The sequence below is a fragment of the Nocardia takedensis NBRC 100417 genome (assembly GCF_000308695.1).
Lineage (GTDB): Bacteria > Actinomycetota > Actinomycetes > Mycobacteriales > Mycobacteriaceae > Nocardia > Nocardia takedensis.
The window spans coordinates 108971-124840 of sequence record NZ_BAGG01000123.1; the positions used below are offsets into that span (position 1 = coordinate 108971).

The following is a 15870-nucleotide window of genomic DNA, read 5'->3' on the forward strand; positions in this document are numbered from 1 at the left end:
TACTCTGGAGTAAGTTAATTGTCGACACCGTACCCGGCACGTGTTCACACGTTCGCCTCGGGGCATGCAAGGGACGAGACCACCCCAGACACAGCAAAGGTAGGAACAGTGGCAGCCAGCAAGAGCAAGGGTGCTCCCAACCTCTACGGATCGTTCGTCAACTCCGCCCCCGGCCAGTTCCTCGCGGGCAAGCTCGGCCTGCCCAAGCCGGAGAAACTGCGCCGCTATGTCGCGGGCGAACCGCCGCTGACCGGTCCGGTCCTGCTCGGCGGCAAGGGCCGCGTGGCCGAACCGGTGCGCGCGCTGCTGTCGGACTACACCTTCCACGACACCGTCGCCCAGGGAACCAAGTACGGCGCGCTGGTCTTCGACGCCACCGGCATCGGCTCGATCGAGGACCTCTCGCAACTGTTCGAGTTCTTCCAGCCCGCACTGCGCGGCCTCACGGCCTCCGGCCGTGTCCTGGTCATCGGCACCACCCCCGAACTGACCGCGAGCGTCGACGAGCAGATCGCCCAGCGCGCCCTCGAGGGCTTCACCCGCTCGGTCGGCAAGGAACTGCTGCGCGGCTCGACCGCCCAGTTGGTCTACCTCTCCCCGGACGCCGCGCCCACCGCCACCGGCCTGGAATCCACGCTGCGCTTCCTGCTCTCGGCCAAGTCCGCCTTCGTCGACGGCCAGGTCATCCGGGTCGGCTCGGCCGATTCCACCGCACCCGCCGACTGGGACAAGCCGCTGGCGGGCAAGGTCGCCGTGGTCACCGGCGCGGCGCGCGGCATCGGCGCGACCATCGCGGAGGTCTTCGCCCGTGACGGCGCGACGGTCATCGTCGCCGACATCCCGGCCGCCGGAGAAGCGCTGTCGCAGACCGCGAACAAGGTCGGCGGCACCGCGCTGGCCCTGGACGTCACCGCCGCCGACGCCGCGCAGAAGCTGGCCGACTTCGCCACCGAACGCTTCGGCGGCATCGACATCATCGTGCACAACGCGGGCATCACCCGCGACAAGCTGCTCGCGAACATGGACGAAGGCCGCTGGAACGCGGTCATCAACGTCAATCTCGCGGCGCCGCATCGCATCACCGAGGGCCTGGTCGCCAGTGGCGCGCTGCGCGAGGGTGGCCGCGTCATCGACGTGTCCTCGATCGCGGGCATCGCGGGCAACCGCGGCCAGACCAACTACGGCGCGTCCAAGGCGGGCGTCATCGGCATGGTCGCCGCCGAAGCGCCGAAGCTCGCCGAGAAGAACATCACCATCAACGCCGTCGCGCCGGGCTTCATCGAGACGGCGATGACGGCCGCGATCCCGGTCGGCACCCGCGAGGCGGGCAGGCTGATGAGCTCGCTGTTGCAGGGCGGTCAGACCGTCGACGTCGCCGAGACCATCGCCTACTTCGCCAGTCCGGCCTCGAACGCGGTCAGCGGCAACGTCGTCCGCGTCTGCGGCCAGAGCCTGATCGGGGCGTGATGACGCAGACCATCGCGCTGGCGACGCCGCCCGACAACGGTCGCCTCTACGTCAAGGCCGCGCTGGGCGCGGTGCCGCTGCTGTCGCGGCGCAAATCCGTCCTGCCGGACCGGGACCTGCGCCTGGACGGTTTCCGCGTCGACCCGGAACACCTGGCCGCCTACTGCCGGGCCACCGGGCTGCGCTTCGGCGACGCGCTCCCGCTGACCTATCCGTTCGTGCTGACCTTCCCGCTGACGATGCAGTTGATCGTCGCCCGCGACTTCCCGTTCGTCGCGGTGGGCGCGGTGCACGCGGAGAACCGCATCGAGCGCACCCGCGAGATCTCGATGGCCGAACCGCTCGATTTCCACACCCGGATCCGAGAATCTGCGCGAACATCCGCGCGGCCTGCTCATCGACGCGGTCACCGAGGCCAAGGTGGGCCGGGAACTGGTGTGGCGGCAGGTCGCCACGCTGCTGCACCAGCAGAAGACCTCGCTCTCGGGCGGTCCCAAGCCGGAGCCCAAGCCCGACGAGGTGCCGCCCCCGCCGCTGAAATCGCTGCGCGTGGACCAGAAGACGATCACCCGCTACGCCGCGGCCTCCGGCGACCGCAACCCGATCCACACCTCGGCGTTGGGCGCGAAGGCGTTCGGGTTCCCGCGTTCGATCGCGCACGGGATGTGGTCGGCGGCGACGATCCTCGGCAGTGTCGAGGGCCGGATTCCCGAAAGCACCACCTACAACGTGAAATTCGGCAAGCCGATCCTGCTGCCGTCCACGGTGAACGTGTACGCGGACAAGGTCGACGGCGGTTGGGATCTCGCCATGCGGCATCCCGAGAAGGGGTATCCGCACCTGACGGCGACCCTGCGCTGAGTTCTTCCGCGAGCCCCGAACCTGCACCGGTTCGGGGGTTTTCGCGTCTCCGGGGGCAGCCGTGCCGCACGGGTCGCCGATCACCGCCAGACCGGCGGGATCAGCAGTCGCACCCGCACCCGTCGCAGCAGCATCCGTCGCATTCGCAGCAGTCACCGCAGTCGCAGCAACTGCCGCAGTCGCAGTTCTTGATCCAGGCGTCCTTCTGTTCGCCGGTGCACGGACTGGTGTGGTCGACGCAGCAGGCCGCGCCGGTGCAGTAGACGCCGAGCACGATGGCCAGACCGGCGCCGAGCCCCGGACGCTGTGTGGGCGGACGGTGGCCGGTGCGGCGGGACGCGGTCGGGGCGTCGCGGTGGGTGGCGCAGGCGTGGGCGAGCGGTTCGCCGATGCCGCGGCGCAGGCGGGCCAGCACGGCGTGCAGGGGGTCGAGCAGCATCCAGCGCACGGTGGGCACGTCGGCCAGTTCGGCCGCCGCGACCGAACGACGCAGCGCCGCACTCGATTCGCGCAGCAGGGCGTAGGCGGCGGGCAGGTCGGTGCCGGTCGCGTCGAGCGGGTTGTAGCGACCGCGGGCGCGGTCGGCCTCGATGTCCTCGACCGCGTCGGCCAGGTGCGCGATGCGCCCGAAGTGCCTGCCCGCCTCGCGCAGCGGTCCGACGTTGTCGGGGCGGTCGGCGAGCACGGCGGTGTGGGCGAAGAGTTCGGCCGCGCAGAGTTGGGTGGGCGCGGTCAGTTCTTCCAGCGACAGACCCGCGCCGCGTTCCAGCGCGCCCTGCGCGGCGATGGCGGTGACCAGCGGTTCGAGGTCGAGGCCGATCAAGGCGGCCTGGGCGCGCGCCCCGTCGGCCCAGCGGTCGGAGACCTTGGTCATCGGCGCGCGCGTCAGGGCACGGCCGTCGCGGTCCTCGACGTGGTCGCGCAGTTTCGCCGCGCCCAGCAGCAGGGAGGCGGTGGCCGCCAACCGGATTCCAGGCGAGTCCGGGGCGGCGACCTCCGCGCGACGCATCCCGCGCAGCGGGCACGGTCCTGCGGTGCGGCGGGACTCGGCGCCCGACTGCGCTTCGGTGAGCACGCTGAGCACGAGCGCGTCGGTGTTGGTGGCGGCGCGCGCGGCCTGCCCCTGACCGTCACGCAGACCGAGGCACAGCCCGCACAGGTGGGCGCGCCACTGCGTCGTGTCGATGCCGTACCGGTCCGCGCCGTGCGCGCACGGACGCAGCATTCCGAACATATCCGCCCCGTTTCGTAGGGCGACCCTCGCGCGCCGCCCGGTTCCTCATGTCGATCATGGGCATCCTGACAGGCCGCGCGCCGCGGCGCGAGCCGGACATTTCACCCGGTCAGCGTGCGTCCTCAGCAGTCGCAGCAGCAGTCGCCGCAGTCGCAGCAGCAGTCCATCCGCTTGCGCCAGGCGCGTTTGCGTTTGCCGCTGCACGGGCGGGTGTGGTCGGCGAAGCAGGCGTAGCCGGTGGGGTACTGGAACAGCAGGCCGATACCTTCGCGCAGCGTCGGTTTGCGCTGCCGCTGACGTGGATCGTGCGGCGGTTGGTACGGATACTGCTGCGGGTGGTGGCCGTCCGGGTGCAGGCCGAGGTCGCGCCCCATTCCGGTCAGCACGCTGGACAGCGGGTCGAGCAGCATCCAGCGCACGGTCGACTCGCTGTCCAAGCCGGTGCGGGAGATCGCCTCGCGCAGTGCGGTTTCCGATTCGCGCAGCAGTCCGTAGGCGGCCTCCGGGGAGGTGCCGGTGGCCGTGAGCGGGTTGAACCGGCCGTGCGCGAGATCGTCCTCGATGTCCTCGACGGCGTCGGCGAGGTGCGCGATCCGCCCGAACTGTCGCCCCGCTTCGCGCAGCGGCCCGACATTCTCGGTGGCGCCCGCCAATACCGCCGTGTGCGCGAAGAACTCGGACGCGCACCGCCCGGTCGACTCGGTCAGATCGTCCAGGGTGACGGTCGAATCCGCCGCCGCGGCACGGGTTTCCACGGCGTACTGGGCCTCCAGCACCGAAACGAGCGGCGCGAGGTCGAGATCGATCAGCGCGGCCTGCGCGCCCGCCCGCCGCGCCCAACTGTCGGACACCCGCGCCATCGGATGACGCAGCACTCCGGGCGCGTCGGCGTCCTGGACGTGATCGCGGATCTTGGCCGCGCCCAGCAGCAGCGAGGCCGTGGCGGCGAGGACCACGCCGTCGGAGTCGCCCGCGGCGATCTCGGCGCGCCGCATCCCGCGCAACGCGCACGGGCCCGCGGCCGTGCGGGTGGCGACGCCGCCGCGCTGGGCGTCGACCAGGACGTTGAGCACCAGGGCGTCGGTGTTGGTAGCGGTGCGCGCGAGGTGCCCGTGTCCGTCGCGCAGGCCCACGCACAGCCCGCACAGTTGGGCGTGCCACTCGGATTCGTCGATGCCGTACTTGCGCGCGCCGTGGGCGCACGGGGTGAGCAGACCGAACATGCGGCCCCGTTTCCTTCGATGCCAGGTCGCGGCCGGATACCGCGGATAGGGAACTCTGACAGTCCGCGCGCGCTCCGGCAAGCCGAGCGTGCCGCGTCCACGGCGAGTCGCGCGCTAGTCGGCCTTCTTGCGGCCCGCCAGGCCGCGCCAGGCCAGATCGTCGAGCAGGTCCACCGCTTCGGAGACCTCGATGCGTCCGCTGGCGACCCGGTCGGCGATGGCCTCGCCCGCGCCGATCACCGCGACGGCGACGATGTCGAAATTGGTGCCGGGTTCGGGGTGCCGCGCGCTGGATTCCAGCAGTTTGGCGGTCAGTTCGATGACCCGTTCCCGCGCGTTCTCGATCTCGGAGGCGAACGCCTGCTGGCCGATGGCCTGCCGGTAGAGCACCTGCCAGGAGTTGCGGTTGTGGTCGACGAAGCCGAGGAAGCCCTCGAGGGCGGTGCGGAGTTGTTCGTGCGGGGAGAGCAGGGGGTTGCCCGCGGGTGCGACCGATTCGATGAAGCGCAGGCCCTCGCGCTGGATGCAGGCGCGGAACAATTCGTCCTTGGAGCCGTAGTAGAGATACAGCATGGGTTTGGAGATCTTCGCCTCGGCGGCGATCGCGTCCATGGAGGTATCGTGGAACCCCTTGCGCGAGAAGACCTCCACGGCGGCATCGAGCATCTGCTGCTCACGAACCGCTCGGGGAAGCCGTTTCGTACCGCCCGCCATCCACTCTCCTACCGCACAGTGAAGTCCTATATTACTCCAAGGTAAGTTCGGCGGGGTCGGATTTGCTGCCCCGTCGCCGCGACCCGCACCGGCCACGAACCGAACCACCCGCGCACGGCGTCCGCACGCGGGTGGATCGAATTCGCACACACTACGGGCAGTCGGGTGGCCACCGCCAACGACCGCGCACCCCGCTCAGCAGCGCAACGCGCCCTTGTATTCGCCGTTGCGCAGCACCGAGGCGTCCACCCGCGCGGGCGGCAGCGTGCCGTTCGCCACGGCCTGCTCGAGGCGGTCGAGCACGCTCGACACGGCCGAGGTGCTGATCCACAGCGCGTTGTCCGCCCCCGCCGCCAACGCCGCCTCCACCGCGGCCTCGATGCCGAGACGGTCGGTGATCGCGGCCATGCCGCTCAGATCGTCGGTGAAGATGACCCCGTCGAAAGGCGCGGCGCCGTAACCGGTTCCGTCGCGCAGCAGCGACATCGCCGCCGGACTGATGCTGGCGGGCACCTCCGGCGCGGTCAGCCCCGGCACGTCCAGGTGACCGACCATCACCGCCGCGCCCGAACCGATCAACTCACGGAACGGCACCAGGTCCACGGTCTGCAACTGATCCAGCGGCGGCGTGCGCACCGCGCCGGTGTGCGAATCACCCGACCCCGACCCGTGACCGGGGAAGTGCTTCATCACCGAACCGAGACCGATTTCGTTCATGGCCCGGATGTATGCGTCGGCGTAGCGGCTGACGACCTGCGGGTCGTCGGAGAAGGACCGGTCTCCGATCACCGAATTGTCGGGCTGATCGCTGACGTCCACGTCGGGGGCGAAATCGACCGTCACACCCAGGGCCTTCAACTTGCGCCCCCGGGTCACGGTGGCCTCGTAGAACTCCTCGGGCGTCATCGTCTGGGCCGTCACCCGCGCCGACGGGGCGGTGCCGATCAGATCGCCCACGCGGGAGACGCGGCCGCCCTCCTCGTCGATGGTGACCATCATCGGCACGATGGCGGCGGTCTGGATGCGGTCCAACTCGCCGTCGGTCAGCATCGTCTTGTCGGTCCAGCCGCCGACGAAGATGCCGCCGACCTGCTCGGACTGCACCGTCTCGAGCGCGTCCGCCCCGCCGGTGACGCCGACGGTCAGCAGTTGCGCGAGCTTCTGGCGCTGGGTGAACTTCGCCAGATAGGCCGTCGAGCAGTCCTGCTGGGCGGGGGTGTCGGAGGGCGAACCGGTGACCTGACCGGTCGGGCCCGCCGCCACCGTCGTGGTCGAGGTGGCGGCGACCGGTTCGGAGTCGCCGCCGGAGCAGGAGGCGGTCACCGCGGTCAGGACTGCGAGCAGAACGAGAGGCGTCTTCCGCATGGCTCAACGGTAGTGCGCGGCCGAACGGCGGCTGCCCCCGGGTGGGGTGGGCGCGCCCGGCCCGAGGCCATCGATTCCGGGGGTAATCTGGGAAAACAGCCGTGCGACGCCCCGTGGAGGAGGTCATCGTGGCCTGCGATCTGATGCTCATCGCCTACGACGGTTCGGAGAACGCCAAGCGGGCGGTCGAATACGCGGGTCGTTTCCTCTCCGCCGAACGCGCCGTCGTCCTGACCGCCTGGGAGCCGATGGTCCGCCAGGCCGCGCGACTGTCCGGACTGTCCGGGGTGATGCAGCCCGAATGGGTCCCCGACGACGAGATCGAGGACATCGCCTACGTCGACGCCCGGAATATCAACATCGAAGGCGTCCGGTTGGCGAAACTGGCCGGACTCAACGCCGAGGCCCGCACCGCAGAATGCGTCACCGGCATCTGGAACGCCATCGTGAACTGCGCCGACGAACTCGACGTCGACATCATCGTGGCCGGCACCCGCGGGGCCACCGGGGTTCGCGCGCTGCTGCACAGCAGTGTCGCCGACGCGGTGCTCAAACACTGTCACCGGCCGGTGCTGCTGGTCCCGCCCGGTCGCGAACCCCGTCCCTGACCGAGAGCCCGAGATCCCCGTCGCACTCGGCGGGAGTGACGCCGATCCGGGGCTAGGGTCGAGGAATCATGGACGAATTCCTGCTCGCCAGGCCCGACGGCGTCCTGCGGGCCCGCGGCCACCGGCGGATCTTCACCGAGCCCGCCGCCGCGATCGCCGCGCTGCGCGGCGGGTCGACCGGTCCGGTCGTCGGGGCGCTGCCGTTCGACCCGCACGCGCCCGCCGCGCTGTTCGAGCCCGCCGAGTTCACCCACACGGCGGGGCCGTGGCGGCCCGCGGCGGTGCCCCCGCTGCCGTCGGTGCGGGTGATCGAACAGATCCCCGATCCCGCCGAACACATCGCGCGGGTCCGCAAACTGGTCGACACGTTGAACGATCCGTCGCAACCGCTGCGCAAGGTCGTCGCCGCGCGGTCGGTGCTGCTGCGGGCCGAGGGAGATCTCGACGCCGAGGTGATCGCGGCGCATCTACTCACCCGTCACCCGCGCGCGAACGTCTACGCGGTGGACCTCTCGCCCGCCGGGCGCGGCGCGTCCACGCTGGTCGGGGCGACCCCGGAGGTGCTGGTCACCCGGCACGGGAACACGGTGTCGCTGCGGCCCTTGGCGGGGACGGCGGCGCGCGCGGCCGACCCGGACGAGGACGCGGCCCGCGCCCGCGACCTGCGCGCCGACGCCAAGAACCGCGCCGAACACGCCTACGTCATCGACTGGATCCGCGAACGGCTCGACCCGCTGTGCGCGGAGTTGTCCGTCCCGGAGGAGCCGGAACTGGCGCGGACGCCGGAGGTCTGGCACCTGGCGACGCCGATCACCGCGACGTTGCGCGACCCGTCGACCACGGCGCTGGACCTGGCCGTCCTGCTGCATCCCACCCCTGCGGTCTGCGGCACCCCGACCGCGCTCGCCCTCGAGACGATCACCCGCGACGAAGGCGACCGCGGCTGCTACGGCGGCGCGGTCGGCTGGTGCGACGCCGCGGGTGACGGCTCGTGGCTTGTGGCGATCCGCTGCGCCGAACTCGCCCCCGACCGGCGCACGCTGCGCGCGTTCGCGGGCGGCGGGATCGTGGCCGCCTCCGATCCGGTGGTCGAACTCGACGAGACCACGGCGAAACTCGGCACGTTCCTGCGCGCGTTGGACTGTCCGCCACCGGAACGCTGAGCCCCCCGGGAACGGCCCCACCTCGACCCGCACCCATCGAGAGCCGGGTCGGACCGGCCGGCGGGAGGACCGACCATTGCGGACGATCCGGACGGTCGGCATGCCGAATCGCGGGCTGATGGCACCCCGGAGCCGATCCGCCTGCTAGGTTGACCCGGAATGTGCCTGCTGCGAAGTATTGGAGTCCCGCGATGAAATTTGCTGTCCCCGGTGTTGCCAGTGCGGTCGCGGGCGCGGTCCTGGGCGCGATCGCGGTGTTCGTGATCACCGCCGCGGTGCAGCAGAACTCTCGCCCGGAACTCGATCACGGCGATCCGAGCTCCTCGCTGCTCAACAACGTTGAGTACGGCTCACGCTGAGCCACTGACCTCCGTCGCGGCACCGGCAGGTCCCGATGTCGCGCCACTGGGTAGACGGTGGTTCGCCGCGACCGTGGTCGTGGCGTTCCTGCTCACCTTCCTCCAGGCCCCCGGCCTCACGGTCGCCGACACCAAATACGACCTGGCGCAGAACCCGTTGGGTTTCCTGGACCGCGCGTCCCACCTGTGGAGCAGTCAGGCCCCCATGGGCCAGGTGCAGAACCAGGCCTACGGCTATTTCTTCCCGCACGGCGCGTTCTTCTCCGCCGGTCACGTCCTGGGGCTGCCCGCCTGGGTGACCCAGCGGATCTGGTGGGCGCTGCTGCTGCTCGCCGGATTCTGGGGCATCGTCCGACTGTACGAGGTCCTCGGCATCGGCAATCGCGGGTCGCGGGTGATCGCGGCCGTCGCGTTCGCGCTGTCCCCGCGCGTGCTGACCACCCTCGGCTCGATCTCCTCGGAGACGCTGCCGATGATGCTCGCGCCGTGGGTGCTGCTCGCGCCCGCCGCGCTGGGCACCGCCTGTCGACGACGGCGGCGCGGCGGCGCGGCCTCCCCGGCGGGCAGCGCGGTGGCCCTGGCGTTGATGGGGGCGGTCAACGCCGTGGCGACGGTCGCGGCCTTCCTGCCCGCCCTGCTGTGGTGGGCGTCGATGCGTCCGAACCGGAGTTGGCGGCGGTTCACGCTGGCCTGGATTCCGCTGCTGGCCATGGCGACGCTGTGGTGGGCGGTGCCGCTGCTGCTGCTCGGGCGGGTCAGTCCGCCATTTCTGGACTACATCGAATCCTCGGGCGTTACGACGCAGTGGGCCTCGCTGGCCGAGGTGTTGCGCGGCACCGACAGTTGGACGCCGTTCGTCTCCCCGGAGCGCATCGCGGGCGCGGTGCTGGTCACCCAACCGGGCGCGGTGCTGGCGACGGGTCTGCTCGCGGCGGCGGGCATGGCGGGTCTGGCGATGCGGTCGATGCCGCATCGGGGTCGGCTGGCGCTGATCCTGCTGGTCGGGTTGGTCGGCATCTGCGCGGGCTATGTCGGTGAGCTCAGCGGTCCGTTCGCCGAATCGGTGCGCCTGTTCCTGGATTCCGGCGGCGCGCCGCTGCGCAACGTCCACAAGTTGGAACCGCTGATCCGGTTGCCGCTGGTGCTCGGCGTCGCGCATCTGCTCGGCCGGGTTCCGCTGCCCGCCGCCGCGCCGATGCGCGAGTGGGCGGGCGCGTTCGCCCATCCCGAACGCGACCGGACGGTGGCGGTGGCCGCGCTGGTGCTGACCGCGCTGGCGCTGTCGACCTCGCTGGCCTGGACCGGCAAACTCGCGCCGCGCGGCGCCTACGACGAGGTCCCCGAGTACTGGACCCAGACCGCGCGGTGGCTGGCCGACAACGCCTCAGACACGCGCGCGTTGGTGGTGCCGGGCGCGCCGTTCGGCAGTCAGGTGTGGGGTCTGACCCGCGACGAACCGTTGCAGGCCCTGGCCACCACACCCTGGGCGGTGCGCGACGCCGTCCCGCTGAACCCGCCGGGGACCATCCGCGCGATGGATTCGGTGCAGCGCCTGATCGCCGACGGACGTCCGTCGGCCGGATTGGCGGCGGCGCTGGCCGGTCAGGGCATCGGCGTCCTGGTGCTGCGCAACGATCTCGACCCGGAGACCTCGCGGTCGACGCGTCCGCTGCTGGCGCATCGCGCCATCGAAGGTTCACCCGGCTTGACGAAGGTGGCGGCTTTCGGCAATCCGATCGTCGCCCCCGCCATCGCCGAAGGTCTGGTCGTGGACGGCGATCTCCGTCCCGCCTACCGCGCGGTCGAGATCTACCGGGTGGACGCCGCCCCGCCGGGCACTCCGACGCAGTTCGAGAGCGGCGTGGGCGCACCGCCGCGGGTGCCGGGCGCGTACACCGTCGACCTGGACGCCGTACCGACCGTCGCGGGCGGCCCCGAAGTGCTCGAACGCCTGCGCCGCGACCCCGACCACCCCGAGGCGCCGGCCGTGCTCGCCGCCGACGCCGCCCGCGCCGGTCTGCCCGCCCGACCGACGCTGATCACCGACACCCCGATGGACCGGGAGACCGACGTCGGCCGCGTCGACAACCACAACTCCGCGCTGCGCGCCCCCGAGGATCCGCGGCGCACCCACAACCTCGTCCCCGACTATCCCGTGGCCGACACCGACCTGGTCCGGGGCGAATGGTCCGGCGCGACGATCACCGCGTCGAGTTCGGCCGCCGACGCCACCCAGATCGGCGGGGCCGCGCCGGGCAGTTCCACCGCCGCCGTGATCGACGGCGACCCGTCGACGTCGTGGTTCAGCGGCGGCCTTGAGCACGCGGTCGGCCAATGGATTCGGCTGGACCTGGACCAACCGATCAGCAACGGACTGCTGCGGTTGACCACGAGTCCGGCCGCGATCGGCGACCCGGTGAAGTGGGTGGAGGTCCGCACCGCCAACGGCAGCGTGTCCGCGCGCGTCACCGAACCCGGTGCGTCGGTGACGATCTCGCTGCCGGTCGGGAAGACCGATTGGCTGAAGGTCACCGCGATCCGCACCGAAGGCGGCGGGCGCGGCGGACAATTCGGCATCAGCGAACTGTCGCTGGACGACTACAGCGACCGGAACGCGCCGCACCGCGTGGACATCACCCATCGCACCGTGCTGCCGCCCGTCCCGTCCGGCACGCCGGTCATCGGGTGGGATCTGGGCCAGGAATTCCCCGGCCGCGGCGCTTGTTTCGACGCACCCGACCGGGTCCGCTGCGGCAAGGGCCTCGGGCTGGCCCCGGAGGAACCGGGCCACTTCGAACGCACGCTGTCGGTGCCGGAACCGCTGCGCGTCACGCCGGATCTGACCGTGCGCACCCGCCAGGGTCCGGCCCTGGAGGCGCTGCTCACCGATCCGGATCGTCCGGTGGCGCGCGGCAAGGCCGATGTCGGCGACCTGCGCGGGTCGGCGTTCGCGGCCACCGACGGCGACCCGCGCACCAGTTGGACCGCCCCCGAGGACACCGCCCGCGACGTGGTGGGCGCGAAACCGACCCTCACCGTCGAACTGCCCGAACCGGCACTCGTCACCGGTCTCGACCTGACCACTTCGCTCGGTGAACTGCCCGCCGAGGCCACCTCGGTGTCGGTCAACCTGGGCAACGGCCCGCAGGTGCGCGAACTCGACCCGGACCGCGAACCGGGCACGCCCGCGCGCATCGAGTTGTATCCCACGGTCACCGATCGCGTCGAGGTGAGCATCCAGTCGTGGAAACCGGTGCTGGACCGCACGGCGCTCGGCTTCGCCCAGACCCAACCGGCCGGGCTCGCCGAGATCGCCGTACTCGGCCCCGACTACCCCGAACCGGCCGGCCTCGACCGCCTGATTACGGTGCCGTGCGCGCTCGGCCCGTCGGTCAGCGTCGACGGCATCGCGATGCGGACCACGATCACCGCGACCGTCGAGGACCTGCGCTCCGGCGCGCCGGTTCCGGCGCGCGTCTGCGCGCTCGATGACTCCGGTCCGGCCGAGACGCCGCCGGAACTGGTGCTGCTGCCCGGCCGGGCGAGCGTGGAAGTCGGCCCCACCGACGTCTTCTCGGTCGACCGCCTGCGCCTCGACCGCACCGATCCGCCCCCGGCTCCCGCGCCGACCTCGCAGCGATTGCTGGTCCTGCCGTTGAGCACCAACGTCGGCTGGGAGGCGCACACCGGCGACGGAACCGCCCTCGACCCGGTGGTGGTCGACGGTTGGCAGCAAGGGTGGCTGCTCCCCGCCGACGCCGAGGCCGCCGGACCGGTCACCGTCTCCTTCCCCGCCGACCGCTGGTATCGCCTGGGCATCTTCGGCGGACTGCTGCTCCTGCTGCCGCTGTTCGCGCTCGCCGTCCCGCGCGGTCCCCGCGTGACACCGCACGACCCGCCGCGGACCTGGAACTCACGCGTTCTCGCCGTGCTCGGTGTGCTCGCCGCGGCCACGGTGATCGCGGGTGTCGTCGGCGCGGCCCTGACCGTCGCCGGCCTCGCGGCGATGTATTGGTTCGCGCCACGGGTGCGCGTGAACTGGCTCGCCGGGGTCGCGGGCGTGGCGACGATGGTGTCGCTGGCCGCGCTGTCGACCGGGCCGTGGCGATCGCCCGGCGGTTATGTCGGCAACTCGATCTGGGTGCAGTTGCCCGCGGTCGTCGCGGTGGTCGCCGTCGGCCTCGCGGCGCTACCCGTCACGAGACGGCAGCGGCCGAAGGGTCCGGATACCGGCGACTGATCCGCGCGCGACGGACGCGCGCCGCCGAATCCGCCGGGGCCGCGCGGCGTCAGTGGCGCGCGGACTTGTCGAAGCGCCGGGCGAAACGGCGGGCGGGGTCCTCGATGAGCGCGTAGCTCGCGGCGGCCAACGGCAGCGTCAGGGCGACCGTGAGCAGCAGGATGTAGCCGAAATCGCCCTGGAACGGCAGGATTCCGAACACCGGGAAGATGATCGACAGCACCGCCAGATGCCACAGGAAGATGCCGTAGGACCAGCGGCCGAGCATGGCCGCCACCGGGGAGGTCAGCCAGCGGTGACGGCCTTCGCCGAGTACCAACGGGGCCAGCAGACCGAATCCGATGACCGCGCCGAAGACCATCTTCAGCACGTACTGCCACGGTTCGGCCCTGGTGAGTCCGGGCGGGCCCGCCAGATCGGTGGCCGAGAGCAGGAAAGCGGCGGCCGCGATCGTCCACATCAGCGGTTGGCTGCCGAGAATTCGCCGCCACCGCGCGGGGACGTCGGGTTTGTCGACCAACTCGGCCAGCAGCATCCCGCCCGCGAACCACGGGATATAGGCGGGCAGCCAGTTGTCGGCGTGGATGGCGTCCGGGGTCGGCACCGGCAGGAAGTTCCAGCCCAGGCACAGCAGGCCGACGCCCAGGATCACCGGTATCCGCCAGCGCACGGCCCGTCCGCGCAGACCCACCAGCGCCCAGGCGAACAGCGGCAGCGCGAGATAGAACGCCACCTCGACCGACAGGCTCCACATCTGGGTCAGGCCGTCGGTGAGCGTAAGGGGGATGAACACCTGGAGCAGCGCGAGATTGGACAGCCACACCCGGAAGCCCGCGGTGTCGGCGGCGTTGGGCAACAGCAGCAGCACCGCGCACACCACCGCCCAGTAGGCGGGCACGATCCGGGCGAAGCGATGCAGGAAATAGCGTCCGGCGTTCGGCGCGTCGCCGAACCCGCGGGCCGCACCCGCGTGCGGTCGCCACAGCAGGAATCCGGACAGACCGAAGAAGACCGCCACGGCCATGTCGAAGCGACCCCACACCCGGCCGAGCACCGGTGTGCCCGCGGCGCCGGTCTGGAACGCGACGTGGGTGAGCAGCACACCCAGTGCCGCCATCGCGCGCATTCCCTCCAATGCGGGTACGAAACCGCGCGCACGCGGCGGCGCGTTCGTGGCGGAAAGAGTCACCGTCATCGGATCACCGATCTGCCTTCCCGATTCCCCGGGTTGAGAACCACTCGTTTCACTTCTCGCGCTAAACTCGGTCGATTTCTGGTCGAAATCCGGCCTCGGCACCGCATGGTACGACATCGGACTGTTAGTGTCGGGGCTCACGAGTGCCGCGGCCTGCTCGCAGTACTCGCCGGATGGACCTGTGTTCTACGACGAGGAGAGTTTGCATGGCACTGAGTGCCGGTACCAGAAGGACGGTGGCCTGCCTACTCGTGGGTCTCGGCGCGTTACTCATCGTGATGGCGCTGCTGATCCCGACCTACACCGTCGGCAAACTGGCGAAAACTCCGCTCGACCTCGAGATCACCACGATCGCGAACAACAAGGCGGGCGAAGAAAGCCTGGTACTCGACTCCAAGTCGCTGACCGCGCCGGAGGGGTCGGCCAAGATCGACACCAACGTGCCGCTGATCTCGCAGCGCTTCGTCACGGTCGAGGAACCGTCCGGCGCGAGCGAGATGACCGTCCAGGCCGGTCAGACCCTGCGCCGCATCGACAAGCAGGGCGACACCGGCCTGCTGACCGCCAGCGTGGACCGGGTCACCATCGACCGCAAGGACGGCATGCCCGTCGACACCGAGCCCAACGGCTCGATCGCGGTCAGCACCAACACCGCCGGTGAGAGCATCGCCGACCCGGTGCAGCACACCGGCTTGCAGTACCGGTTCCCGATCGGCACCGAGAAGAAGACCTACCCCTACTTCGATCTCAACGCGCGCGCGACCTTCGACATCAACTTCATCGAAGAGACCGAGATCAACAGCATGAAGGTCTACCACTTCCAGCAGTCGGTGCCCGCCACCAACCTGTGGGACGTCGTGCAGGCCCCCACCAACCGCCTGACCCTGCCCGCCGCCAAGTGGGGCGTTCCCGGTGAAGGCGACGTCACCATGTCGCGCTACTACACCAACACCCGCGACGTGTGGGTGGAGCCGCAGACCGGCACCATCATCAAGGGTGGCGAGCAACTGCACCTGTACTACTCGCGCACGGCCGACAAGCCGGAAGTGACCGCGCTGAAGTCGAACCTGATCTTCGACGAGAACACCGTCGAGTCCCAGATCTCGATCGCCAAGGACAACATCGACAAGCTGTCGCTGTACGGCCGCACCATGCCGATCATCCTCGGCATCCTCGGCGTGATCGCCGTCATCGCGGGCGTCGTCCTCGGCCTGCGCGGCGGCGGCAACACCGCTCCCGCGGGCCCGGGCGGCTACCGCTCCCCCGTCGGCGGCCCGCGCCCCGACGATTCGCCCACCGAGCAGATCGATATCCGCAAGGGTCTCTGATCCGCCGCTCGACGCGAGCAACCTCGAATTCGGCTCCCCGGCCTCCTCACCGGGGAGCCGAATTCTTTTGTACGCGACGAAAATCGCACGGCCGGTTATTCCGGCAAACGTTC

The 15870-nt window shown here is 70.8% G+C and carries 11 protein-coding genes and 1 pseudogene; 7 read left to right on the forward strand and 5 right to left on the reverse strand.

Going from position 1 to position 15870, the window contains the following annotated elements; genetic code table 11:
* The first annotated feature begins 108 nt into the window (after positions 1-108).
* Positions 109-1467, forward strand: coding sequence for a 3-oxoacyl-ACP reductase (locus ON30_RS26450; RefSeq protein WP_040711173.1), 1359 nt, complete (start codon positions 109-111; stop codon positions 1465-1467).
* Positions 1467-2328, forward strand: a pseudogene (locus ON30_RS26455) (MaoC family dehydratase). The gene ON30_RS26450 and the pseudogene ON30_RS26455 overlap by 1 nt, the downstream one beginning before the upstream one ends.
* Before the next feature lie 100 nt (positions 2329-2428).
* Here the strand turns inward: ON30_RS26455 and ON30_RS26460 are convergent.
* The 4 genes from ON30_RS26460 to ON30_RS26475 all read right to left on the reverse strand — a co-directional run bounded on the left by ON30_RS26460 (position 2429) and on the right by ON30_RS26475 (position 6864).
* Entirely contained in the window at positions 2429-3562 is a 1134-nt protein-coding gene (locus tag ON30_RS26460) for a DUF5685 family protein (protein WP_040711176.1), read from the reverse strand.
* Between the two features lie 122 nt (positions 3563-3684).
* Entirely contained in the window at positions 3685-4785 is a 1101-nt protein-coding gene (locus ON30_RS26465) for a DUF5685 family protein (RefSeq protein WP_051030011.1), read from the reverse strand.
* A gap of 114 nt (positions 4786-4899) precedes the next feature.
* On the reverse strand, positions 4900-5499 hold the full coding sequence (locus tag ON30_RS26470) for a TetR/AcrR family transcriptional regulator (RefSeq protein WP_040711179.1): 600 nt from the start codon (positions 5497-5499) through the stop codon (positions 4900-4902).
* Between the two features lie 195 nt (positions 5500-5694).
* Complete coding sequence (locus tag ON30_RS26475; RefSeq protein WP_040711181.1) at positions 5695-6864, reverse strand: glycoside hydrolase family 3 N-terminal domain-containing protein; 1170 nt, start codon at positions 6862-6864, stop codon at positions 5695-5697.
* A 128-nt stretch (positions 6865-6992) separates the two neighbouring features.
* Here ON30_RS26475 and ON30_RS26480 point away from each other — a divergent pair, with 128 nt between their 5' ends.
* The 4 genes from ON30_RS26480 (at position 6993) to ON30_RS26490 (ending at position 13234) form a co-directional block, all read left to right on the forward strand.
* Positions 6993-7472, forward strand: coding sequence for a universal stress protein (locus ON30_RS26480; RefSeq protein ID WP_040711427.1), 480 nt, complete (start codon positions 6993-6995; stop codon positions 7470-7472).
* A 68-nt stretch (positions 7473-7540) separates the two neighbouring features.
* Positions 7541-8635 carry an isochorismate synthase gene (locus tag ON30_RS26485; protein WP_040711184.1) on the forward strand — a complete coding sequence of 365 codons (1095 nt, stop codon included), beginning with the start codon at positions 7541-7543 and terminating at the stop codon, positions 8633-8635.
* Positions 8636-8826: 191 nt separating this feature from the next.
* Positions 8827-8994, forward strand: coding sequence for a DUF2613 domain-containing protein (locus tag ON30_RS37815; protein WP_083911682.1), 168 nt, complete (start codon positions 8827-8829; stop codon positions 8992-8994).
* 4 nt (positions 8995-8998) lie between these two features.
* Positions 8999-13234, forward strand: a complete 4236-nt coding sequence (locus ON30_RS26490; RefSeq protein ID WP_218006306.1) for an alpha-(1->3)-arabinofuranosyltransferase domain-containing protein — start codon at positions 8999-9001, stop codon at positions 13232-13234.
* 49 nt (positions 13235-13283) lie between these two features.
* On the opposite strand, the gene ON30_RS26495 is transcribed toward ON30_RS26490, so the two are convergent.
* Complete coding sequence (locus tag ON30_RS26495; protein ID WP_040711187.1) at positions 13284-14429, reverse strand: acyltransferase family protein; 1146 nt, start codon at positions 14427-14429, stop codon at positions 13284-13286.
* Positions 14430-14635: 206 nt separating this feature from the next.
* On the opposite strand from ON30_RS26495, the gene pgfA reads away from it, so the two are divergent.
* Positions 14636-15757 carry a cell envelope lipid trafficking protein PgfA gene (gene pgfA / locus ON30_RS26500; protein WP_040711190.1) on the forward strand — a complete coding sequence of 374 codons (1122 nt, stop codon included), beginning with the start codon at positions 14636-14638 and terminating at the stop codon, positions 15755-15757.
* Positions 15758-15870: the final 113 nt, after the last annotated feature.

Excerpts from the sequence above, each read along its gene's own strand:
- ON30_RS26485 (WP_040711184.1), top strand. The coding sequence starts at position 7,541 with ATGGACGAATTCCTGCTCGCCAGGCCCGACGGCGTCCTGCGGGCCCGC.
- ON30_RS26470 (WP_040711179.1), bottom strand. The coding sequence starts at position 5,499 with ATGGCGGGCGGTACGAAACGGCTTCCCCGAGCGGTTCGTGAGCAGCAG.
- pgfA (WP_040711190.1), top strand. The coding sequence starts at position 14,636 with ATGGCACTGAGTGCCGGTACCAGAAGGACGGTGGCCTGCCTACTCGTG.
- ON30_RS26465 (WP_051030011.1), bottom strand. The coding sequence starts at position 4,785 with ATGTTCGGTCTGCTCACCCCGTGCGCCCACGGCGCGCGCAAGTACGGC.
- ON30_RS26460 (WP_040711176.1), bottom strand. The coding sequence starts at position 3,562 with ATGTTCGGAATGCTGCGTCCGTGCGCGCACGGCGCGGACCGGTACGGC.
- ON30_RS37815 (WP_083911682.1), top strand. The coding sequence starts at position 8,827 with ATGAAATTTGCTGTCCCCGGTGTTGCCAGTGCGGTCGCGGGCGCGGTC.
- ON30_RS26495 (WP_040711187.1), bottom strand. The coding sequence starts at position 14,429 with ATGACGGTGACTCTTTCCGCCACGAACGCGCCGCCGCGTGCGCGCGGT.
- ON30_RS26475 (WP_040711181.1), bottom strand. The coding sequence starts at position 6,864 with ATGCGGAAGACGCCTCTCGTTCTGCTCGCAGTCCTGACCGCGGTGACC.